23 protein-coding genes and 2 riboswitches are annotated in these 22,302 nt (G+C 27.6%); of the genes, 7 read left to right on the forward strand and 16 right to left on the reverse strand.

The annotated features are described in order from the left end of the window. Positions 1-80: 80 nt before the first annotated feature. The 7 genes from KGF36_RS10225 to recQ all read right to left on the reverse strand — a co-directional run bounded on the left by KGF36_RS10225 (position 81) and on the right by recQ (position 7,899). On the reverse strand, positions 81-779 hold the full coding sequence (locus KGF36_RS10225) for a thiamine phosphate synthase (RefSeq protein WP_227828423.1): 699 nt from the start codon (positions 777-779) through the stop codon (positions 81-83). Beyond that, positions 780-1,883, reverse strand: a complete 1,104-nt coding sequence (thiH, locus tag KGF36_RS10230; protein WP_227828422.1) for a 2-iminoacetate synthase ThiH — start codon at positions 1,881-1,883, stop codon at positions 780-782. A 16-nt stretch (positions 1,884-1,899) separates the two neighbouring features. Next, the gene (locus tag KGF36_RS10235; RefSeq protein WP_227828421.1) at positions 1,900-2,670 is read right to left on the reverse strand and encodes a thiazole synthase; all 771 of its coding nucleotides are present in this window, start codon (positions 2,668-2,670) and stop codon (positions 1,900-1,902) included. Between the two features lie 62 nt (positions 2,671-2,732). Further along, the gene (thiF, locus tag KGF36_RS10240; RefSeq protein WP_227854700.1) at positions 2,733-3,542 is read right to left on the reverse strand and encodes a thiamine biosynthesis protein ThiF; all 810 of its coding nucleotides are present in this window, start codon (positions 3,540-3,542) and stop codon (positions 2,733-2,735) included. After that, a complete protein-coding gene (gene thiS, locus KGF36_RS10245) occupies positions 3,529-3,723 on the reverse strand; it encodes a sulfur carrier protein ThiS (protein ID WP_227828419.1) in 195 nt (64 codons plus the stop codon). Before thiS ends, thiF begins: the two co-directional genes overlap by 14 nt. A gap of 48 nt (positions 3,724-3,771) precedes the next feature. Then, complete coding sequence (gene thiC, locus KGF36_RS10250; RefSeq protein ID WP_227433195.1) at positions 3,772-5,073, reverse strand: phosphomethylpyrimidine synthase ThiC; 1,302 nt, start codon at positions 5,071-5,073, stop codon at positions 3,772-3,774. 142 nt (positions 5,074-5,215) lie between these two features. Beyond that, positions 5,216-5,327, reverse strand: a riboswitch (TPP riboswitch). An 88-nt stretch (positions 5,328-5,415) separates the two neighbouring features. Next, positions 5,416-7,899, reverse strand: a complete 2,484-nt coding sequence (gene recQ, locus KGF36_RS10255) for a DNA helicase RecQ (RefSeq protein ID WP_227828418.1) — start codon at positions 7,897-7,899, stop codon at positions 5,416-5,418. Positions 7,900-8,086: 187 nt separating this feature from the next. Continuing rightward, a riboswitch (FMN riboswitch) is annotated at positions 8,087-8,208 on the forward strand. Positions 8,209-8,332: 124 nt separating this feature from the next. On the opposite strand from recQ, the gene ribD reads away from it, so the two are divergent. The 4 genes from ribD to ribE all read left to right on the forward strand — a co-directional run bounded on the left by ribD (position 8,333) and on the right by ribE (position 11,926). After that, positions 8,333-9,445, forward strand: coding sequence for a bifunctional diaminohydroxyphosphoribosylaminopyrimidine deaminase/5-amino-6-(5-phosphoribosylamino)uracil reductase RibD (gene ribD, locus KGF36_RS10260; protein ID WP_227828417.1), 1,113 nt, complete (start codon positions 8,333-8,335; stop codon positions 9,443-9,445). A 31-nt stretch (positions 9,446-9,476) separates the two neighbouring features. Then, positions 9,477-10,142, forward strand: a complete 666-nt coding sequence (locus tag KGF36_RS10265; RefSeq protein ID WP_227828416.1) for a riboflavin synthase — start codon at positions 9,477-9,479, stop codon at positions 10,140-10,142. A gap of 22 nt (positions 10,143-10,164) precedes the next feature. Further along, a complete protein-coding gene (locus tag KGF36_RS10270; protein WP_227828415.1) occupies positions 10,165-11,358 on the forward strand; it encodes a bifunctional 3,4-dihydroxy-2-butanone-4-phosphate synthase/GTP cyclohydrolase II in 1,194 nt (397 codons plus the stop codon). A gap of 106 nt (positions 11,359-11,464) precedes the next feature. Continuing rightward, complete coding sequence (ribE, locus tag KGF36_RS10275) at positions 11,465-11,926, forward strand: 6,7-dimethyl-8-ribityllumazine synthase (RefSeq protein ID WP_227483246.1); 462 nt, start codon at positions 11,465-11,467, stop codon at positions 11,924-11,926. Positions 11,927-11,978: 52 nt separating this feature from the next. Here ribE and KGF36_RS10280 read toward each other — a convergent pair whose 3' ends face one another. Beyond that, positions 11,979-12,419, reverse strand: coding sequence for a hypothetical protein (locus tag KGF36_RS10280; RefSeq protein ID WP_227828414.1), 441 nt, complete (start codon positions 12,417-12,419; stop codon positions 11,979-11,981). Between the two features lie 280 nt (positions 12,420-12,699). Between KGF36_RS10280 and KGF36_RS10285 the strand changes: the two genes are divergently transcribed. Further along, on the forward strand, positions 12,700-13,128 hold the full coding sequence (locus KGF36_RS10285; protein ID WP_227828413.1) for a hypothetical protein: 429 nt from the start codon (positions 12,700-12,702) through the stop codon (positions 13,126-13,128). Between the two features lie 211 nt (positions 13,129-13,339). On the opposite strand, the gene KGF36_RS10290 is transcribed toward KGF36_RS10285, so the two are convergent. Next, positions 13,340-14,791: an alanine/glycine:cation symporter family protein gene (locus KGF36_RS10290; protein WP_227828412.1), complete on the reverse strand. Its 1,452-nt coding sequence runs from the start codon at positions 14,789-14,791 to the stop codon at positions 13,340-13,342. Positions 14,792-15,257: 466 nt separating this feature from the next. Between KGF36_RS10290 and KGF36_RS10295 the strand changes: the two genes are divergently transcribed. Further along, positions 15,258-16,523 (forward strand): ArsB/NhaD family transporter, encoded by a 1,266-nt coding sequence (locus KGF36_RS10295; protein ID WP_227433187.1) that lies wholly within the window; start codon positions 15,258-15,260, stop codon positions 16,521-16,523. Positions 16,524-16,561: 38 nt separating this feature from the next. Further along, a complete protein-coding gene (locus tag KGF36_RS10300; RefSeq protein WP_227433186.1) occupies positions 16,562-17,017 on the forward strand; it encodes a hypothetical protein in 456 nt (151 codons plus the stop codon). A gap of 136 nt (positions 17,018-17,153) precedes the next feature. Here KGF36_RS10300 and KGF36_RS10305 read toward each other — a convergent pair whose 3' ends face one another. The 7 genes from KGF36_RS10305 to KGF36_RS10335 all read right to left on the reverse strand — a co-directional run bounded on the left by KGF36_RS10305 (position 17,154) and on the right by KGF36_RS10335 (position 22,296). Next, the gene (locus KGF36_RS10305) at positions 17,154-17,525 is read right to left on the reverse strand and encodes a NifB/NifX family molybdenum-iron cluster-binding protein (RefSeq protein ID WP_227828411.1); all 372 of its coding nucleotides are present in this window, start codon (positions 17,523-17,525) and stop codon (positions 17,154-17,156) included. A 2-nt stretch (positions 17,526-17,527) separates the two neighbouring features. Next, the gene (locus KGF36_RS10310) at positions 17,528-17,896 is read right to left on the reverse strand and encodes an ArsR/SmtB family transcription factor (RefSeq protein ID WP_227828410.1); all 369 of its coding nucleotides are present in this window, start codon (positions 17,894-17,896) and stop codon (positions 17,528-17,530) included. Positions 17,897-18,183: 287 nt separating this feature from the next. Next, entirely contained in the window at positions 18,184-19,062 is an 879-nt protein-coding gene (locus KGF36_RS10315) for an NAD(P)/FAD-dependent oxidoreductase (RefSeq protein ID WP_227828409.1), read from the reverse strand. 16 nt (positions 19,063-19,078) lie between these two features. Beyond that, positions 19,079-19,396: a thioredoxin gene (gene trxA / locus KGF36_RS10320; RefSeq protein ID WP_227828408.1), complete on the reverse strand. Its 318-nt coding sequence runs from the start codon at positions 19,394-19,396 to the stop codon at positions 19,079-19,081. 151 nt (positions 19,397-19,547) lie between these two features. Further along, on the reverse strand, positions 19,548-20,780 hold the full coding sequence (locus tag KGF36_RS10325) for a sensor histidine kinase (protein WP_227828407.1): 1,233 nt from the start codon (positions 20,778-20,780) through the stop codon (positions 19,548-19,550). Next, a complete protein-coding gene (locus KGF36_RS10330) occupies positions 20,770-21,441 on the reverse strand; it encodes a response regulator transcription factor (protein ID WP_227828406.1) in 672 nt (223 codons plus the stop codon). The genes KGF36_RS10325 and KGF36_RS10330 overlap by 11 nt, the downstream gene beginning before the upstream one ends. A 15-nt stretch (positions 21,442-21,456) precedes the next feature. Next, a complete protein-coding gene (locus KGF36_RS10335; RefSeq protein WP_227828405.1) occupies positions 21,457-22,296 on the reverse strand; it encodes a hypothetical protein in 840 nt (279 codons plus the stop codon). Positions 22,297-22,302 lie beyond the last annotated feature (6 nt).

The raw sequence follows: 22,302 nt of genomic DNA on the forward strand, positions 1-22,302 counted from the left end.
AGATACAAAATAAAAAAGCTCTCTTTTAGATTTTAAAAGATAGCTTTTTTTATTTTTATTCAATTTAAATACTTTACTTCCTATTTTGCTAATTGAATTTTTTCATTATAATTTGATATTGTTTCTTCAATATTTTTAGATTTCATTATAGTTGACATTACAGCAAAATCATCACAGTATTTTAATGTTTCTTTGACATTAGATGGTAGAATTCCTCCAAGTGCAACTATCTTAATATCAGTAATTTTCTTAGCTTCCTTTAAAAGTTCAATTCCTTTTGGCAATAAATTTTCTTTACACTTAGTTTCATATATATGTGATAATGTTATGTAATCTATTTTTATATTTTGTTTTCTTATTATTCCTTCTAGATACTTTACTTCTTCTACTTTATGTAATGATAATCCCAATATTTTATTTTTATTGAAATTATACCTATTTCCCAGTAAATTCAAAAACAATTTAAATGGAAGATGAATACCTTGACAATCTATCTTTTCAAAAAATTCTATATTACTATTTATTATGAAGTTTACGTTAAAGGCATCATTATTTTCTTTCTTTTTTATACTGTTCTTCAAGCTTTCATCCAATATTTTTTCTTGAAAATTAATGCACTTGATTTTCTTTTTTATCTTTATATATAAATCTTTTAATGCTTCATATTCTAAATCTTTTTCTCTTATTATAATATTTTCTACGCCATTCAATATAGATTCTTTAATAACCTCTAAGTATCGTTCCTCACTACATAAATTTCTATTTGTTATCAAATACATCTAAAATCTTTCCCAATCTTTAAATACATGTTGATAACCAATTGAATTTAGCATTTTCTCTATATCTTCAACAGTACTTTCATCATTTATTTTGAATTGAGCAGTATCATGTTCATCTTGAGAATGACCTCCTACATCTGTAGATACATCTGCACTTAATTTAGTTACCCCTAAAGGTATTATATGACTTCTCATTTCTAAATTTTCTCTAGTAGATATATTTAAAGCTGCATGAGGGTCAAACAGTCTCATACAAACCATAGCTTGAACTAAATCAGTATCACTTATATCTACTAATTCTTCAAAACAACCTTTGAATGGTCTCATTCTTGGTGTTGAATATGAAAGCTCAATATGAGGATATTTTGTTTTTAGATATTTCCCATGCAATATCGTAAAGAAGGTCTCTTTTCTAAAATCATTTAATCCTAAAAGCGCTCCTATTGATAGAGTTCTCATACCTGCCTTTGCTCCTCTTTCAGGAGCATCTAATCTAAATTTATAATTTGATTTTGGCCCTTTTAAATGTACTCTTTTATATATTTCCTCATCATAAGTCTCTTGGTATACAGTTAGACCTTCAACACCTTTGTCTACAATATACTTATATTCATCTACTTCCATCGGATATACTTCAATTCCTATAGATGGAAATTTATCTCTTAATATTTCTATAGCTTCACCTATATATTCTACACTTGAATGAAAACTACTTTCACCAGTTAAAACAAGTAGGTGTTTGAAACCTTCTTTTGAAATTTCATTTCCTTCCTCTCTAATTTCATCCATAGTTAGTTTTTTTCTTTTTATTCCACTTTTTATATTGTAACTACAATAAACACATTGATTTACACAGTAATTTGCTATATACATTGGGGTATATAGACAGACTGTCTTTCCAAAATATTGAACACTTAATTTATGTGCTTTTTGTGCCATAGCTTCTAAATATTTTACAGCAGTTTCAGAAAGTAAATTTAATATATCAAAATCCTCAAGTTTGTCTTTTGATAAACTTCTTAAAACATCATTGTCTGTAACATTATTTAAATATCCATCAAAATCAAAATCCCTATATTTTTCTATTACCTCATAAAAACTCATCATCAATCACCACTTTCTATAAATTGCCTAAAAAACCTGTTAAAGGAGAAGATGCGTTTGCAAATTCTGATACACTTCCTGCTTTTGCTATATAAGCTTCTCGTCCACCTTCTACAGCTAACTTAAATGCTCTAGCCATTTGCACCGGGTCACCTGCTGAAGCTATAGCAGTATTAACAAGTACTGCATCAGCTCCCATTTCCATAGCTTCCATAGCTTGAGACGGTTTACCAATACCTGCATCAACTATTATTGGTATATCTAATTCATCTATCATTATTTTTATCATTTCTTTCATTTGAAGACCTCTATTTGAACCAATTGGAGCACCAAGAGGCATAACCGCTGCTGCTTTAGCTTCTATAAGTCTTCTTCCAGCATAAAGGTCTGGTGTCATATATGGAAGTACTATAAATCCCTCATCAGCAAGTATTTTTGTAGCTTTTATAGTTTCTTCATTATCAGGAAGTAAGTATCTAGTATCTGATATTACTTCTATTTTTATAAAGTCTCCACAACCCATTTTTCTAGATATTCTAGCTATTCTTACAGCTTCTTCTGCATTAGTAGCTCCTGATGTATTTGGAAGTATAGTCATTTCTTTTGGAATATATGTTAAGATATTTTCTTGTTTATTATCTAAATCTACTCTTCTAAGTGCCATTGTTATTATTTCGCTTCCACTTTCTTTGATTACTTTAGGCAATATATCATTTGAGCCATATTTACCTGTTCCAACCAATAATCTACTATTAAATTCATGTCCTCCAAGTACTAATTTATCCATTTTCTTTCCTCCCAGTCTTAACTTTTTCAATTTTCAATCTTTTTATTTTGTGACTCACGCATTTACATATCTATAAGTATTTGTGTTGCCAAATTTGCCATATGATTTGCGCAAATAGCTACTCTTGGTGCCATAAGTCCTTTTCCAAATTTAGCTTCATTTACAAAATCTCCACATATATAAAATCTATCTCTTATTTTCTTAGTAGTTATTATATTTGAATCATAATAACCTGCCATACCTGATGATGCTATCAAATATTTATCTTTCAAGTTTAGTAAGGTATAATTACAAACTTGTGCTTTACATGAAGCATCATCGAAAGCTTCAATTATCAAATCTGCCTCTTTAAGTACATCCATATTGTATTTATTTAAAAAAACATTTTGCGTTTTTAATTTTACAAATGGATTAATTTTTGTTATATTTTCAACCATAGCATCTGTTTTTAGTTTTCCTATATCGTCTATAAAGTATTGCTGTCTATTTAAGTTAGATGGCTCTACAACATCATAATCTATAAGTAGAAGTTCTCCAACTCCAATTCGAGCTAAAGAGATAGCTATATTGGATCCAAGTCCACCTAGTCCCAATATAGCAACTCTTCCTTTTTTTAATTTATTATGCACATTTGGAGTATGCCTAGCTATCAACAAGCTTTCTAGCTCATCAAAAGAAGGCTTAACCCCTTTTTGTATAAGTGTTAATTTATCATTTTCAGAAAGTGGAATGTCAGCTTTAATTGGATATCCATTCAACACCAATACATCACATTTGTGATTATAATTATCTCTAACTTTATAGGCAGTTGTATTTTCTTCAACATCTGTTAATATTTCATTTACAAAGATTTTTATTTTAACCACCTCCAATAAAGCCAATAAGTTCTACAACATCTTCATCCTTTAATATATATGTATTGTAATTAGATTCTTCAACTATTTCTAGATTTATCTCAACTACAACTCTATCACTCTTTAAGTTATATTTATTCAACAAATCTATAACAGTTAAATTTTCTTTGAATTCAATATTCTTGCCATTAACCTTCACTAACTCACCTCCTCCTTTTGACTTTATTCAACCAATCCTTGGTACAAATTATATTAAATTAAGTTCCTCATTGTTTAATATTTTCTTAACTGTTCTCATTGAACACATTTTTCCACACATAGTACAACTATCTTCATGAGTAGGAGTTGACTCATCTCTATATCTTTTAGCCTTTTCAGGGTCTATTGCAAGTCTAAACATTTCACACCAGTCTAAATCTGCTCTAGCTTTACTCATTTTGTTATCCCACTCACGAGCTCCTTTAACATTCTTAGCTATATCTCCTGCATGAGCAGCTATTTTAGCAGCTATTATCCCTTCTTTCATATCATCTAAATTAGGTAATCTTAAGTGTTCTGCTGGAGTTACGTAGCATAAAAAATCTACTCCTTTAGCACATGCTAATGCTCCTCCTATTGCACTAGTTATATGGTCATAACCTGGTGCTATATCCGTAACCAATGGTCCAAGAACATAAAAAGGCGCTCCATGACATAGTCTTTTTTCTAACACTACATTTGCTTCTATTTCATCAATAGCCATATGACCAGGGCCTTCTATCATGACTTGTACATTTCTTTCCCATGCTCTTTTAGTAAGCTCTCCTAATACAACAAGTTCTTGAATCTGAACACCATCTGTAGAATCTTTTATACAACCAGGTCTGCAAGCATCTCCTAAACTTAATGTGACATCATATTCTTCACATATATCTAAAATCTTATCAAAATTAGTATAAATAGGATTTTCTTTATTATTTAACTCCATCCAAGCAAATAATAATGAACCTCCTCGAGATACTATATGAGTCAATCTTTCATGATTTTTTATCTTTTGGCAAACACTTCTAGTAAGACCAGCATGTATAGTAATAAAATCAACTCCGTCAATAGCATGTTGTCTTATTACATTTAAAAATTCTTCTTCTGTTATATCCTTTAGTTCTTTTTCTAAATACCCTACTGCATCATACATAGGAACCGAACCTATCATTGCAGGTGACATTTCAACAACTTTTTCTCTAAATTCTCTAGTTTTTCCATAGTTACTTAAATCCATTATTGCTTCAGCTTTCATGTCTATTGCCACTTTAACTTTTTCAAGTTCATTTTCTATATTCTTACAATCTCTTGAAATTCCTAGGTTTACATTTATCTTTGTTCTTAAATTTTTACCTACACCTTCTGCACTTAAGGATTTATGATTTTTGTTAGCAGGTATAACAACTTGTCCCTTTGCTATTAATTCTCTTAATTCATTTACATCTACTTGTTCCTTTTGAGAAACGATTTCCATTTCTTTAGTTATTATGCCTTTTCTAGCAGCATCCATTTGCGTTGTATAATTCATATTACATTCCTCCAAGATTAAAGTTATAGTTTTTAACAATAAAAAAAGTGCTTTTCCTTGTTTTGGAAAGCACTCTTATAATCATATATACACTTAGACAAATTTCTCACTATACAGAATAATTTATCTATTTATATAACAAAATTATATTACAAAGCTTCCCTTCGCAAGCATTATCTTGATCAGGTTATTAGGGTTTGTAAGTTACGGCTTTATCTCTCAGCTAGCCAATTCTAGCGCCCCTAGCTCTAAATTTTTATCATTTTTACAAATTCAGTATAACACAGCAAAAATATTAGTTCAACACAATAATACAAATTTTATATTTTAATCCACCTAACTTTACTCTAATGATACACCTTTTTTCGAATTTTCAAGATAAGTTTTAAGTATTACAGCCCTTATATTTTCATACTTTATTGAATCTGGAAGTTTTCTTTTTATGTTATTTAAATTTTCATAACCTATTTTTTCACACACTTCTAAAATCATTTTCTTTTCATCTTCAGTATAAAAACTTTCTAAATCCAATGTAAATGACATACTCTGCCCATCTTTCACATAATCATATACATATCCAATAACTGTAGATAAGGATACTTCTATTTCTTGGCTAACACTTTGTATGTCCTTCCCTTGATTTAGTAAATCTAATGCTATTTCATTGTTTTTTCTGCTTTCTCCATCTAGTATCAATTTTCTTTTTTTCTTTTTCTCCCAATTAACATCAATATTATTTTCTTTTACATAATGTTTAACTTCATCTAAAATACTAGCCCCATACTTTTCAATTTTTACTTCACCTATACCTGAAATATCCTTTAATTGTTCTTTATCAATGGGATATCTTCCACTTATTTCTTTCAAAGCTTTATTAGTTAAAATCATGTATGGAAGTAATTTTTCTTTTTTAGCATATTCTTCTCGAATATTTATTAGCCTTTCATATAAAGCTTTATCTGTATTAACTTCAAGAAATTCACTATTATCATTCGTTAAATCGATATTTTTTTCTTTATCTTTTTTATTTATATTATTTTTTTCGACATATTCCTTGATTAGTGTTTCAAAATCTTCACCATATTTTTGATATTTAATTTCTCCTACTCCAGATATATTTAGCATTTCTTCTTTATTGACTGGATAACTACTAGACATAGCTCTAAGTGTTCCATCTCCAAAAACCATATATGGAGCTATTTTTTCTTCACTTGCAATTAAGTGTCTTAACTCTCTTAAAGCATTATATAATTCATCTTCTACTTCTAGGGATTTTGTCATTACAATTTCCTTAAATTCTACCTTTGCCTCACCCTTCAAAACTTTCATAGACATATCATTTAATCTTATAGTTGGGTAACTTCCTCTGTTTCCGCTACCTAAAGTTTCGACTAAATCTAAAAACCCATGAGAAACTAATGTATTTATAAAATTCTTCAAGTCTTCACTTGAATAATCTCTCATAATATTATATGTAGACAAAGTATCTAAACCAAGTTGTAAAATTTTTTTGTTTTTAGACCCTCTAAGTACATCTACAATAGTAGTAACACCATAGCTTCTTTTCATTCTAGCTACACATGAAATAACTTTTTGAGCATCTATGGTTTTATCTACTATTTCCCCCTCCACTAGACAATTACTACAGTTATTACAATTTTCTACATGATTTTCCCCAAAATAATTTAATATTGTCTTTCTATAACAAGAATTACTATAGACTAAATCAATCATATTCTGAAGTTTTTTATGTTGAAATAATTTTCTTTCAGGATTTTCAACACCAATATCTATTAAATATTTTTGTATATGTACATCTCCTGGAGAAAATAAAAGTATACATTCACTTTTTTCTCCATCCCTACCAGCTCTCCCTATTTCTTGGTAGTAATTTTCTACACTTTGAGGCATATTATAGTGTATAACCCATCTTATATTGGGCTTATCAATACCCATTCCAAATGCATTTGTTGCTATCATTATATCTATATTATCATTTATAAAATCTTCTTGATTCTTATTTCTTTCATTTTTAGATAAACCTGCATGGTATTTTGATACAGATATATTTCTCTTTGCTAAGCCATTATAGATATTTTCAACTTCTTTTCTAGTAGCTGTATATATAATTCCAGACTCATTTTTATGATTTTGAATATAATCTAAAATATATTTATTTTTACTAGATGATTTTACTATATTTATTGCTAGGTTTTCTCTATCAAACCCTGTTATGTAACAATCTGGACTCTCTAAACACAATAAATTTATTATATCAGCTCTTACCTCTTCTGATGCAGTAGCTGTAAAAGCTGTGACTATGGGTCTTTTAGACAAACTATTGATAAACGTAGAAATCCTTCTATAGCTCAGTCTAAAATCATGTCCCCATTGAGATACACAATGTGCTTCATCTATTGCAATTTGGCTTATGTCATTATTATTTATTAGTTCAAGAAATTCTTGAGTATCTAATCTTTCTGGAGCAATATAAAGTATTTTATAAGTATTTTTTCTAATATTACTTAATATTTCATTAAATTCTTTGTTTCCCAATGAACTATTTATAAAAGCAGCATTGATTCCCATGGCTTTTAAAGCGTCTACTTGGTCTTTCATAAGAGATATAAGTGGTGAAATCACTACTGTCATTCCATCTAATATCAATGCTGGAAGTTGATAACATATAGATTTTCCTCCTCCAGTTGGCATTATAGCTAATACATCTTTTTTATTCAAAATAGAATTTATTATGGACTCTTGGCCTTTTCTAAAACTTGTATATCCATAGTATTTTGATAATATTTCTAAAGGTTTTTTGTTCATATATTTCTCTCCCAATTCAAATTAATTAAACTTCTTTTCTGATTATGTTCAAATTTTTATTTTTATATTCACAATCGCATTATTCCAAAGTTTCTAGCTGTTATATATTATATATTAACATATATTTTTTAAAAAATAGTTTGCAAAGTAAAATAATTTATGATACATTCTAAATATAAAATTAATACTTAATCTTCGGGGTAGGGTGAAATTCCCAATCGGCGGTATAGCCCGCGAGCTGAGTTAAAACTTGGTTGATTTGGTTAAATTCCAAAGCCGACAGTAAAGTCTGGATGGAAGAAGATATATGCTAAATAAGTGTTTTTGTAGAGCATTTATGCAATATTTATTGTAGATTATTCTAGACCCTGAGTTAATTCTCAGGGTTTTTTGTTTGAAAATTATCTAAGTTTAAATAGGAGGTGTAAATATTGTGAAATTTATAAGTCAAAAAGAAAAAGATATTTATTATATGAAAAAAGCTATTGAATTGGCCAAAAATGGAGAAGGTTTTGTAAATCCAAATCCATTAGTGGGATGTGTAATTGTTAAGGATAACGACATAATAGGTAAAGGATATCATGAGAAATTTGGCTCTAATCACGCTGAAATAAATGCTATAAATAGTGCTAATCAAAGTTTAAAAGACACTACTCTTTATGTAAATTTAGAACCATGTTCTCATTATGGCAAAACACCTCCTTGTGTAGATAAAATTATTCAAAATAAGATTAAGAGAGTCGTAATATCTACATTAGACCCAAATCCAATCGTTTGTGGTAATGGAGTAAAAAAACTAAGGGACAATAACATTGATGTTACTGTAGGTGTATTAGAAAAAGAAGCAAAACAATTAAATGAAATATTTTTTTACTACATAAAAACAAAAAAACCTCTTTGTATTGTAAAATCAGCAATAAGTTTAGATGGCAAGATTGCCACAAAATCGCTAGAATCAAAATGGATATCTAATGAATCATCAAGATATCTAAGTCATAAGTATAGAAATAAATATCAATGTATAATGGTTGGGATAAATACAGTTTTAAATGATAATCCGCTGCTAACTTGCAGACTTAACCAGGAAAATGTATCTCACCCTGTAAGAATAATAATAGACACAAATTTAAAATTGCCAGTTGATAGCAAATTAGTTAAAGATAAAAACAGTAAAACTATAGTTTTTACATGTTGTGAAGATAGTGAAAAATCATCAGTTCTAATAAAAAATAATATTGACGTAGTACTTTCTCCTAAAAAAAATAATATGGTAGATTTAGAATTTGTAATGTATAAATTAGGCGAATTAAAAATTGATTCTGTTTTAGTTGAAGGTGGTGCTACACTTAATGACAGTCTATTTAGAAACAATTTAGTTGATAAAGTCAAATTATTTTTATCACCTAAAATTATAGGTGGAAAAGATGCTCCTACTTTCGTTTCTGGAGAGGGAATAAATTACTTATCAGATGCTATACAATTAGAAATTAAGAATGTAACTTTAATAGATGGAGATATTTTGGTGGAGTCTGATGTTTTAAATTAAATTTATAAATATACATGTCTAGGAGGTCAAAATGTTTACTGGCATAGTAGAAGAAGTTGGAATACTTAGAAAAATCACAGCTAATGGCAAAAGTGGAAAAGTCACCATACAATCAAATAAAATACTAGATGGCACAAATCTTGGAGATAGTATTGCTGTAAATGGAGTTTGCTTAACTGTTTCAAGTTTAGGTAAAAATGAATTTACTGCTGATGTCATGATGGAAACAGTTCGTTCCACAAATTTAAGTTCATTAAATCCAAATGATAAAGTAAATCTCGAAAGAGCTATGAGTCTTTCTTCTAGATTTGGTGGACACATAGTAACAGGTCATGTTGATAGTAAAGGTACTATTTGTAAATTTGAAAAAGATGAAAATGCAGTTTTAATAAGCATACAATCATCCAAAGAACTTTTATCAACAATAATACACAAAGGCTCTGTGGCTATTGATGGTGTAAGCCTAACTATAGCTTATCTAGATGATGAAATATTTAAGGTTTCTGTTATACCTCATACTAAATTTAACACTACTCTCTTAACTAAGAATGTTGGAGATTTTGTCAATTTAGAAAGTGATGTAATTGGAAAGTATGTTAATAATTTTCTTGTAAAAAACTATAAGGAATTAAATTCTAATAGTAATAACTATAAATCAAATATAGATAAAGAATTTTTATTTAAAAATGGTTTTTAAAAATAATAAAGGAGTGAATTACATGTTTAATACTATTGAAGAAGCTATTAATGATATCAAAAATGGAAAAATGGTAATCGTAGTTGATGATGAAAGTAGAGAAAATGAAGGAGATTTATTGATGGCAGCTGAAATGGCTACAGCTGAGACAATAAACTTTATGGCTACATATGGTAGAGGACTTATTTGTCTACCTGCTACTGAAGAAAAATTTAAAAGTTTAAATATACCTCTTATGGTTAAAGAAAATACAGACACATTTCAAACGGCATTTACTGTCACTATAGATGGCATAGACACTTTAACAGGTATATCTGCATATGAGAGAGCTGAGACTGTCAAACTATTCTGTAATGAAAGTTCCACAAGTAAAGATTTTAAAACGCCTGGACATGTATTCCCATTAATCGCAAAAACTGGAGGTGTCCTAGTTAGAGATGGTCATACAGAAGCTTCTGTAGACCTTGCTAGACTTGCAGGATTTAAAGAAATTGGTCTTATCTGCGAAATAATGAAAGATGATGGTACAATGGCAAGAGTTGATGATTTAATGATATTTAAAGAAAAACATAATTTAAAAATAATTACTATAAAAGACTTGATAGAATATCGTAAAAGAAATGAAACCACTATAGAAAAAATTTCTAGTGCTTTTCTTCCAACAAAATATGGAAATTTTGAAATCATAGGATATAAAGATATTTATTCAAATGAAGAACACATTGCACTTACTTACGGAAATGTAAATGAAGAAAATACACTAGTTAGACTTCATTCTGAATGTTTAACAGGTGATGTATTTCATTCTTTAAAATGTGATTGTGGCCTACAATTAGAAACTTCTATGAAAAAAATTGTAGAAAATGGGAGTGGTGTTTTAATTTATATGAAACAGGAAGGTAGAGGTATTGGCCTTTTAAATAAAATTAAAGCTTATAAGCTTCAAGAAGAAGGTTATGATACTGTTGAAGCAAATTTAATGCTTGGATTTGAAGAAGATATGAGGGATTTTTATATAGCTGCTCAGATATTAAAAAACTTACATATAAAAAGTATAAATCTTTTAAGTAATAACCCTGACAAAATAAACCAGTTAGAAAAATATGGAATAAAGATTGAACATAGAGTTCCTATTAATGAAGAAATCAATGATTTTAATAAATTATATCTAAAAACTAAGAAGGATAAAATGGGACATCTATTAGATATTATATAGCTAATGGTATTTAATTTTTATTCTACTAAGTAATTTTTATTACAATAATATGTATACATACTAAAAATATAAATTTATAACCTAAATAAAATTGGAGGAAATAAAAATGATATATGAAGGAAAACTTATTGGAAAAGACTTAAAAATAGGTATAATAAACTCTCGTTTTAATGAATTTATAACATCAAAACTTTTATCTGGTGCTCAAGATTGCCTTTTAAGACATGATGTTACTCAGGAAAATATAGAAGTAGTTTGGGTACCTGGAGCTTTTGAGATTCCTCTTGTTGCTCAAAAAATGTCTAAGAATGGTAAGTATGATGCTATAATATGTTTAGGATGTGTTATAAGAGGTGCTACTTCTCATTATGATTATGTATGTAGTGAAGTATCTAAAGGCATTGCAAAAGTATCTTTGGATAATGAATTACCTGTTATATTTGGAATAGTAACAACAGAAAATATTGAACAAGCTATTGAAAGAGCTGGCACAAAAGCCGGAAATAAAGGATATGATTGTGCTATGAATGCACTAGAAATGGCAAACCTATTTAAGGTTCTAGATTAAATACTATTATTGATTAAATAGTGGAAATTAACATAGAGACTATAAAATACTATTAAGTACCAAGATGGCAAAGCATATTTGTCTTTTGGTACTTAATAATTTTAAACATGATTATATATGAAACTGCAATAACTCTATTAGTAAAGGATATTGAAACATAGTTTTCTACATAGTTACTTAAAAGAATATTTTGTTTAGAAAAAATTAGTTTTCTACATCCTAATTGAGTGAAAAACTCTTGTAATATTCTTATGTCTATACTTAATGCGTCATCTGAGATTAATACATACAAAGTTGCTTTCTTAATAGAAACTTTGGTTTGTACATTTCTAATATAGTTTTCAACATCACCTTCAAATAGATAGTGATAAAATGGTACATTTGGTATAGGCTGTATTGAAAAGGATATTCTCTCCTTTAAATCATTATCTTTATGATAAAACATAAAACAAGCACGGCATACTACAACAATATACTCATTCTTACTGAACAATTTATCTCCCTCTCCCCTAAAATATAAGTTAATAATTAGAAATACTTTTAAAAGCCTAAAATAACTACAAATATAACTCTGAATATAAAATACCATAAATTCGCATATATTACTATCAAAGCTATCGTTTTTATTTATAGCATATATTAATGTTATATTAATTATCTATTTTATTATTTTCTCGATTAATTATACAATATAATTAAGTAAGCAATAATAAACTATAAATGAACACCATAATTTAATGGTTGTTTATTGAATATTTATGGGGGACTGAATTATGAAAACAAGTTCAATACAAAATTTAACACTAGAAAAACGTAACCTTATAAAAAAATATTCTCTTACTTTGAATGAAGATTTAATTTGGGAATTTAAACACGATAAATACCACACTATAAAATACTTCACACACAAGTTTGCAGTTAAAGAATCTGTGCTTGCTCTTTTATTCAACATACACAGATTATGTTATGCTAAAATAAAATACTTTGAATCAAATTTTTCAAAATATGAACCTTATAAATACAGTTATCAAGAAGGATTTGTTAAATGTGAAATATATGATATGAGTTTTATGCTGCATAAATATAGCAATATGATGATAGACTTAAGAAATTTACAAGAAATCAAAAATATAGAAGAGTTTAGATTATTTTGTGATTACTTAGAAAGTTTTGAAGATAACTTACAAGATTTGATTGTGTAGTATTTAAAAATATAAGTTTTAATATAGGATTTATAATAATTAAATTGTATTTAAATACTAAAAACTTTTAATAAAATATAAAGTACTTGAGATAAAAAAATATTACTGGAATTAAAAATTCCAGTAATATAAGTTAACTAAAATACTATATTCATATAAATTAAATACACTCTAATCTATCAAAATTACTTTATAATTTTTATAATACTTTTTATCCTAAACGTTCATCAGATAATTCATTGTGCCACTCTGATACATTTTCTAATCCTTCTATTTCATCTGCAATAAATACAGGATCTTTTATTCCAGATTTTTTTTGACTTGTATAATCTTTTAAAGCAATAAATGCGTACTTACCTAAAAGAGTTATTGCTATTAAGTTTATTATAGCCATCAGTGCCATAAATAAATCTGCTAAATTCCAAACTACCTCTACTTGAGTAAGAGAACCAAATAAAACCATACCTACAACAAAAACTCTAAATACATTAAGTTTAGTTTTACTTCCACTCATAAACTCCATATTTGATTCTCCATAGTAATAATTTCCTACTATAGAACTAAATGCAAATAAGAATATACAAACTGCTATAAAAATATTTCCTATTGGTCCTATATGGTGAGTTAAAGCTTCTTGAGCTAATTCAATTCCTGTTGCTCCACTACTAGCATAATCTGAATATAATAATACCATGAATGCTGTACAACTACATATAATTATAGTATCTGTAAAAACACCTAGAGATTGGATTAAACCTTGTTTTACAGGATGAGTTACATGTGCTGTTGCAGCAGCATTAGGCGCACTACCCATACCTGCTTCATTAGAAAATAAGCCTCTTTTTACTCCAGTCATTACAACTCCCATAAATGTACCAATTGCCATTCCTCTAAAATCAAATGCGCTTTCTACTATTAATGATATAATTCCTGGTATTTCTGTTATATTCATTACAACTATAGCTAAAGCAACTAATATGTATAATCCTGCAAATACAGGAACTATTATTTCTGAAACTTTTGCTATTCTATGAACACCACCAAAAATAACTATTGCTGTTAAAATTCCAAGACCTATTCCCATAGCCATTTTACTTATACCAAATGCATTATTAAATGCCAATGAAACAGTATTTGCTTGAACTGCATTAAATACAAATCCATAACAGATAGTTATAAGTATTGAAAATAAAACACCCATCCATCTTTTATTTAAACCTTGTTCCATATAATAAGCTGGTCCACCTCTAAAAGCTGGTCCATTCTTAACTTTATAAATTTGAGCTAATGTACTCTCCACAAAACTTGAAGCAGAACCAATTAATGCTATAAGCCACATCCAAAATACAGCACCAGGACCTCCTGCTACTACTGCAATTGCTATTCCTGCTATATTTCCAGTACCAACTCTTGAAGATGTACTTATACAAAAGGCTTGAAATGAAGATATTTTTCCTTCTTTTTTTGCATTTTTATTTGCTGCACCATCACCTAAAAGCCTAAACATTTCTATAAAATATCTGAATTGTACAAAATTTGTTTTAATAGTAAAGTAAATACCAATTACAACTAACATTATAATTAGAATATAAGACCATAAGTAATTGTTTACAAATACTACCGCATTATTAATGCCCGTTAAAATACCATTTAAAAAATCCATTTTATTAATTACCCCCTGTTAATATTGTTTTCTCAATAAATCTTAAAATCAAAAAAATGCATAATTCCTTGTGAAAAATTCATTAATTTAATTATAATATTTATAAATTTAAATTACAAGGTTTAAAGTGAATAATTTGTTTGATAAATTGCAGTTTTATCTTTAAATTCAACTTTATTCTATTAATTTTATAATTTAGATATAATTAATATTTTATATTGCTTATCAAATACAATAAATTATACTTTTGGAGTATATTTTTTCGTTTGTCGTTTAATATTATAAGTAATGATATGATTTTAAAATTTATTTAAATAACAAAAATTTTCTTTAAATTCTGTTAATTTTTCGAAAACTTTGTTAAATAATATACTTTTATACATCCATTGAAAAAACTAGAAAAAAGTAATACTATATATAGTACTAGCATTAGACACAAAAGAATACAAATGGAGGTACTTATATTATGGAATTTCAACAAATAATAGCTATATGTATATTTTTAATAGTTATGGCAGCTATTATTACAGAAAAGGTAAACAGATCTGTAGCAGCTGTTGGTGGTGCACTATTAATGATAATCTTCAATATACTTACACTTGATGAAGGATTAAGCCATATAGACTTCAATACTATTGGAGTATTAGTTGGTATGATGCTATTTGTTGCTGTTGTTAAAAACTCAGGGCTATTTGAATATATAGCTATTTGGACTGCAAAAAAAGCTAAAGGTGATCCATGGAGAATAATGATTTGTTTTGCTATTATAACAGCCATTTTATCTGCTGTATTAGATAATGTTACTACTGTTTTACTTATAGGGCCAATGACTATAGTTATTACACAAATTTTGGGACTTAATCCAGTTCCATTTTTAATAACACAAATTTTAGCTTCAAATATCGGAGGTACATCTACTCTTATAGGTGACCCTCCAAATATTATGATTGGTAGTGCTGCCAATCTTAGTTTCATGGATTTTGTGATAAATTTAGGACCTGCTGTTATAGTAATACTTATTATAACAATAATATGTTTTAAATTTATTTATGGAAAAGAACTTGTTGTGGATGATAAAGCCAAAGAAGTAATATTAAAACTTGATGAAAAAAAATCTATTAAAGATAAACCCTTACTTATAAAAAGTCTTCTTTTAATAGCATTTATACTCTTTGGTTTTATGTTTCATAGCACAATCCATATAGATTCTTCTGTTGTAGCATTAACTGGTGCATCTATAATGCTTCTTATAGGAAAACAAGATGTAGATGAAATTATGGCAGGTATTGAATGGTCCACAATATTATTCTTTATGGGATTATTTGTAGTAGTTGGTGGATTAGTAGAAGTGGGTATAATAAATAAATTAGCTCAAGCATTAATTGGACTTACAGAGGGCCATATTGTATTTACGATGTTATTAATATTATGGTTATCAGCAATAGTTTCTTCATTCTTAGATAATATTCCTTTTGTTGCAACATTAATTCCACTTATTTTGACTATGCAGGCTGAAGGAATTGATGTAATGCCACTATGGTGGGCAACATCTCTTGGAGCTTGTCTTGGAGGTAATGGGACACTTATTGGAGCCTCTGCCAATGTTGTACTAGCAGGTATAGGTAATAAGCATGGTCATCCTATATCTTTTAAAGAGTATTTTAAGATAGGTTTTCCACTTATGATTATATCTATTATTATATCTACTGTTTATTTAATTATAAAATTTTAGAAAATATAGTATAATAGTATTAAAGGGGATGTGTATATATGAATATTAATACTGTTCAAGGAGATTCAATTGAAGTTCTTTTAAGACAACTTGGAGCTACAAAAATATCAAAAGTAAGTAGTACATTATATTTTATCAAGTTTGATTTAGGAGACAACTGGGAAATATCTTATACTTATAATATTAATGCTAAAGATCAATATTTTTTACAAAGAATTGAACCATATCCTATTGGTAGAGGTCTGTTTAATGATGAATATGAAATAATATCATTTATATCAAAGGATTTAAACAAATTTCTAAATGCTAAAAATAGTAGTAACTTTAAAACGTTTGTTGAAGTTACTAGAAAAGTCAATTCTATTATTGATAATGTAGAAGAATTATTTTTAAACTATAATGTAGATGGAGATGATTTAAAAACACTCAATAAAGAACTTAATGATATATTAAATGATATTAACTATATAGAAAAGCATACAAAGAAAATCTAAAGTAAGATACTTATAAATTTAAGATTATATAAAAAACTTTGTACAACTTCAAAATTTAATACGAAAGATGAAGAATCTTATTTGTTAAAATGATAAAATAGCTGATGAAGCATATGTTTCATCAGCTATCTTGTTTTTAATGATGTCCACATCCATCATGTGAACAAGTATGATTTGATGGAAATTCTACTAATTTCCCATCTTTAAGTAAGTCCAAATTACCACTGATAGTATCAGATTCAGCTCTATAAACTTTTATTCCCATACTATTTAATTTAACTATGGCACCTTGCCCTATTCCTCCAACTACCACTGCATCTACAATTGTACCTGATAATGCTTTTATTGGTTGACACTTTCCATGTTCATGACCTAAATCTCCATTGTCTAAAGATTTAACTTCTCCACTTTCTAAATCACACACAACAAAGATTGGTGCAGAACCAAAATGACCATATGGTTTACTATCTAATCCTTTATTTTCTTCTACTGGTATACATACTTTCATTATTATTTCTCCCTTCTCTTACAACATTTTTTCATAGATTTACATTCTTTACTGCATCCTAGATGTATTGTATTTACATCAAATACATCTATAAAGCTTTCACTAGAATTACTTAACATAGAATTTATAAAATCCATACATATGTTAAACACTTCTTTGTTAATATGATATAAGACATAGTATCCTTCTTTATATCCTGTTATTATGCCAACTTCTTTTAATATTTTTATATGTTGTGAAACAGCAGAATCCGAAATTCCTAAATATTTAGAAATTCCTTTTTGGCAGATATTTCTTTTAGATACTAATATAAGTATGTTAAGTCTAGTTTCATCACTCAATGCTTTAAATATTTTAACCAAATTTTCCATAAATACCTCTTTTTGATTAAGTAATTACTTAATTAAATTATAGTACTCTTAATTAGATTTTTCAACTATTATTTTTAAATTTTGGAACTTATTATAAATAATTCTAATTATTTCTATATATATTTCAATTGTTAGTTTAAATCTATCAAAATAAACACACCTAGAGATACATTTCTAAGATATCTCGAAAGGAAATAATAATATACAAATAAAAAACTGTCTAAAATAATATAATTATTTTAGACAGTTTTTTATTTGTATATTTAAAAATTTACTTACTAGTTATATTAAGCTCTTTTTAATTTATCCAGATAATAAACAGCATTTAATGCTGCTATTTGTCCTTGCCCAGCTGCTTTGATATAAGAATATGGTTTACCTACACAGTCTCCTGCAGCAAAACATCCTTCTATATTAGTTTTCATATTATTGTCAACCTTGATATGGATACCATCAATTTCTATTCCAGGAATCAACGTACTTGGAGCTGTACTATCTTTTATAACGAATACTCCATCAACTTCAATGTGATTTTCTTTAAAAGATATCTTATTTACAAGTTTATCTCCATCTATTTGCACTGGTCTATCGTGTATAATCTCAATAGAATCATCTAAATTATCTGAACTTCTCATAAGGTTTTCCTTTTTATACATAGGTATAAAATAAGTTTTTGAAGTAAGTTCACTTAAAAAATTCGCCTCTTCTTTAGATTCTTCATTATATCCTATGACTGCTACTTTTTTATTTCTATAAAGTGGTGCATCGCATGTAGCACAATACCCTACTCCTCTTCCTAGAAATTCTTCTTCACCTTTTATTGGTCTAGTATATTCTACACCAGTCGCAAGGATTACAGTAGTAGCTTCATATATATCATTTCCAGACATTATTGCAAAGTATTCTCCCATAGCATAAATATTATTTATTCTTTTATTTTCAATTGAAATATCCATATTATCTATATGCGATTTAAATTTGTCTTTTAATTCATCTCCACTTATATCATAAAAACCTAAATAATTATCTATTGAAGGAGCTTTAACAAGCTTATTGCTTAAATTATCATTGCCAAACATAATCATTGTTTTATTTCTTATTTTTGCATTTATAGCAGCAGATAATCCTGCTGGACCACTACCTATTATAGCTATGTCATATCTCATAATATTCACCTATTTTTTATAAATATGATTTTACTTTCATTTCAATTTTGTTCTTAGGCATAAATCCAATTAGAGTTTCAACTGGCTCTCCATCTTTAAATATAATCATAGTTGGTACTGTAGATACACTAAATTGTTGAGCTATTTCTAGGCTTTCATCTATATCAACTTTTACAAATCTAGCTTTGTCTTTCATCTCTTCACCTAATTCTACAAATACAGGTCCTAACATATTACAAGGTCCACACCAAGTTGCAAAGAAATCTACTACAACTACTCCTTTACTACCTTCAACACTACTTCTAAATTCAGATGTATTTATAACTTTTGCCATTTTTTTAATCCTCCTAAAAATTTATTATCCTTATAATTATACTATGAAATTTATAAATATAATTTTACTTTTATAAATTCTTTTATATTTTATTTTATACTAATTAGTATACCCATTCTTTATTTGTAAAAACAGATTTTTTATATTTTTATTATTTTAATTTTTTTGGTATTGATATTTCAAATGTAGTTCCAATGCCTATATCAGAAGTTACATCTATTTCAATAGACAAATTCAAGCTAATCATATGCGCTATTGAAAGGCCTATTCCAGAACCTTCTAAATCTTTATTTCTCACATTTTCACTTCTAAAAAATCTGTCAAATATAAAAGGTATTTCTTCTTTTTTTATACCTATACCAGTATCTCTTATAATTAATGTTACTTCATCTTCCACATCTTCTTTTAATTCTAATACTATCTCATCACCTAGTTTAGTATATTTAAAAGCATTATCAATAAAAATTAATATAAGTTGTCTCAATTTATTTTTATCTGTTATTATAACTTTATTCTTTAATTCAGAGTGAAATGTAAATTTTTTTTCTTGAAATTCAGCAATATCTACATAATCCTCTGATATTTCTTCTAGTAATTTTTCTAAATCAATTTCCTCCAAATTAACTTTAACAATAGAATCTTCCTTAGTAAGAGATAGTAAATCTGTTATCATCTTTTTAAGTCTTCTAGTTTCTTTCATTGCAGTAGCTATTGTTTCAACTTCATCATTTACTGTATTTTCTGGAGATTTTAACATACTTTCTAATTTTGATGAAACTATTGTTATTGGAGTCCTTAACTCATGTGAAGCATCTTGTATAAATTTAGCTTGGTTCCTCCAAGCAGTCTCTATTGGAATTAATGCTTTGCGAGTAAGATATACAGCTACAAAGTACGTGATTATAACAGAAATTAGTATTCCAATTATAAGTACAGATGTCAACTGTTTTAAAGAATTCATCTCTGAGTCAATGTTTCTGATTATTTGTATCTGATATCTGCCCATATCCACATTTAATTCTCTAAATGTATAACCATTTTCTGTATATTTAAAAAATGTATTTTTCTTATCTAGTCTTCTGTCTGGAAGTAATTCATCAAAATATTCATTTTGAGTATAGTAACTTATTCTGTCATCTTCATAGACATATACCATATCTTTAGGGTCTTTAAGTCTTATTGGGTTTAAAAATGAGGTTTTCTTAAATTGAGAAACTATATACTCCAGTTCATCATTGATTTCACTATCAATTCCACTATATGTAAGACCTCTAAAATATGAATATATAAATATAGAAAATATTATTAAAAAACTACCCACTACAACAATGTACATTTTTATTAAATGGTTTTTAGTGCTGGTGAATACATTCTTATTTATCATCGAATATGTATCCTACTTTACGCTTAGTTTTAATATATTTATCATATCCATATTTACTTAGTTTTTTTCTCAGATTGCTTACATATACCTCTACTATTTCAATAGTTGCATCTGAATCAATTCCCCATATTCTATCATAAATCTGTTCTTTTAATAGAATCGAACCTTTATTTAAAACAAAATATTCCAATAAGTTAAACTGTTTGTTTTGAAGTTTTATTTCTTCTTTTTCAATATACACTCTTTTTTCTAATGTATCCAGATATAAAGATTTAAATTCTAATCCATTTCTTTCTTTTATTTTTCCATTAGTCCTCAATATGGCATATACTCTTGCTACTAGTTCCTCCATATAAAAAGGTTTTGTCAAATAATCATTGGCTCCTATAGTAAATGCTTCTACTTTATCGTCTAATGCTTCTTTGGCGGTCAATATAAGTACAGGTGTATCTATATTATTGATTCTCATTTTCTTCAAAATATCAATTCCATTTATATTAGGAAGCATTAAATCTAAGATAACTAAATCATATATATTTTGATTTATTAAATATAATGCTTCTTCTCCATCTTCACATTTTTCAGTTTCAAAATGAGTACTAAGTTCTTCTACTACACTTTCTAAAAGCACCCTATTATCTTCAACTATCAAAACCTTCATAAATATCCCCTACCTTTATTTGTCTATCTTGACTTTATGAGATTTCAAATCAATATCTACATTTGCCTTTTCTTTTATATCATCATAAGTATATCCTACTATTTCAACATTCTTTGCTTTTGTTGAACATGTTATATCTATATCTGTTTCTTCTGAAGCCTTTAAAACTTTGTATGATGGTACACGACTTACTGTTAAGTATTCTCCATTATCATTAACTTCCGCTGTCTTAAGGATAATATTCCCCAAATCTTTTGATGATGAATTCTTTACTTTTATTTGATATGTGATTCCCTCTTTTGACTCATTTACTTTTTTAAGTTCTGAAGTAGATAATACTTCATACTGACTACTATTTTCTAGCTTAATCTTATTATTTCTTATATCAATAGTATTTTTTTTTAAATTAACATATACAATTTTACCCTCTGCTTCATATTCATATGCATAGACTTCTACACTTTTAGCAAAAGTTTTATGTCCACATTCTACATAAGCTACTTTTCCAGGCATTAAAGTCATATCTAACAGAGATTTACTATCAGATGAAGTAATTTTTTTATTTGCATCGTATTCATTATATATTAGTTCAACATTTGATATATTAAATGTTGAATTATTTTCTATCTTTGTGGATGTATCTATTTTTCCATCTTCAGCTATATTTATAATATCTGTTGCTCCTATATTCAATACTTTTGCATTGTCCTTATCTATTGTCACTTCATTGTTGTCTTCTGCTTGAATCTCAACTGAATCAGAATGTTCTTTTTCCCTTTTACATGCAGTCAGTGTAAAAATAAATATTGTTAATATAATCATTAAAAAAATTAATTTTTTTACTATTTTATTCATATTAAG

Origin of the sequence: Clostridioides sp. ZZV14-6009 (assembly GCF_020658095.1) — a bacterium.
GTDB lineage: Bacteria > Bacillota > Clostridia > Peptostreptococcales > Peptostreptococcaceae > Clostridioides.

Coding starts and splice junctions, on each gene's coding strand:
- KGF36_RS10310 (WP_227828410.1), bottom strand. CDS start 17,896: ATGGAAAATTTGGTTAAAATATTTAAAGCATTGAGTGATGAAACTAGA.
- KGF36_RS10295 (WP_227433187.1), top strand. CDS start 15,258: ATGGAATTTCAACAAATAATAGCTATATGTATATTTTTAATAGTTATG.
- trxA (WP_227828408.1), bottom strand. CDS start 19,396: ATGGCAAAAGTTATAAATACATCTGAATTTAGAAGTAGTGTTGAAGGT.
- KGF36_RS10265 (WP_227828416.1), top strand. CDS start 9,477: ATGTTTACTGGCATAGTAGAAGAAGTTGGAATACTTAGAAAAATCACA.
- KGF36_RS10270 (WP_227828415.1), top strand. CDS start 10,165: ATGTTTAATACTATTGAAGAAGCTATTAATGATATCAAAAATGGAAAA.
- KGF36_RS10290 (WP_227828412.1), bottom strand. CDS start 14,791: ATGGATTTTTTAAATGGTATTTTAACGGGCATTAATAATGCGGTAGTA.
- KGF36_RS10225 (WP_227828423.1), bottom strand. CDS start 779: ATGTATTTGATAACAAATAGAAATTTATGTAGTGAGGAACGATACTTA.
- KGF36_RS10305 (WP_227828411.1), bottom strand. CDS start 17,525: ATGAAAGTATGTATACCAGTAGAAGAAAATAAAGGATTAGATAGTAAA.
- KGF36_RS10330 (WP_227828406.1), bottom strand. CDS start 21,441: ATGAAGGTTTTGATAGTTGAAGATAATAGGGTGCTTTTAGAAAGTGTA.
- KGF36_RS10325 (WP_227828407.1), bottom strand. CDS start 20,780: ATGATAAATAAGAATGTATTCACCAGCACTAAAAACCATTTAATAAAA.
- thiC (WP_227433195.1), bottom strand. CDS start 5,073: ATGAATTATACAACGCAAATGGATGCTGCTAGAAAAGGCATAATAACT.
- thiH (WP_227828422.1), bottom strand. CDS start 1,883: ATGAGTTTTTATGAGGTAATAGAAAAATATAGGGATTTTGATTTTGAT.
- KGF36_RS10315 (WP_227828409.1), bottom strand. CDS start 19,062: ATGAGATATGACATAGCTATAATAGGTAGTGGTCCAGCAGGATTATCT.
- KGF36_RS10300 (WP_227433186.1), top strand. CDS start 16,562: ATGAATATTAATACTGTTCAAGGAGATTCAATTGAAGTTCTTTTAAGA.
- recQ (WP_227828418.1), bottom strand. CDS start 7,899: ATGAACAAAAAACCTTTAGAAATATTATCAAAATACTATGGATATACA.
- ribE (WP_227483246.1), top strand. CDS start 11,465: ATGATATATGAAGGAAAACTTATTGGAAAAGACTTAAAAATAGGTATA.
- KGF36_RS10285 (WP_227828413.1), top strand. CDS start 12,700: ATGAAAACAAGTTCAATACAAAATTTAACACTAGAAAAACGTAACCTT.
- KGF36_RS10235 (WP_227828421.1), bottom strand. CDS start 2,670: ATGGATAAATTAGTACTTGGAGGACATGAATTTAATAGTAGATTATTG.
- KGF36_RS10335 (WP_227828405.1), bottom strand. CDS start 22,296: ATGAATAAAATAGTAAAAAAATTAATTTTTTTAATGATTATATTAACA.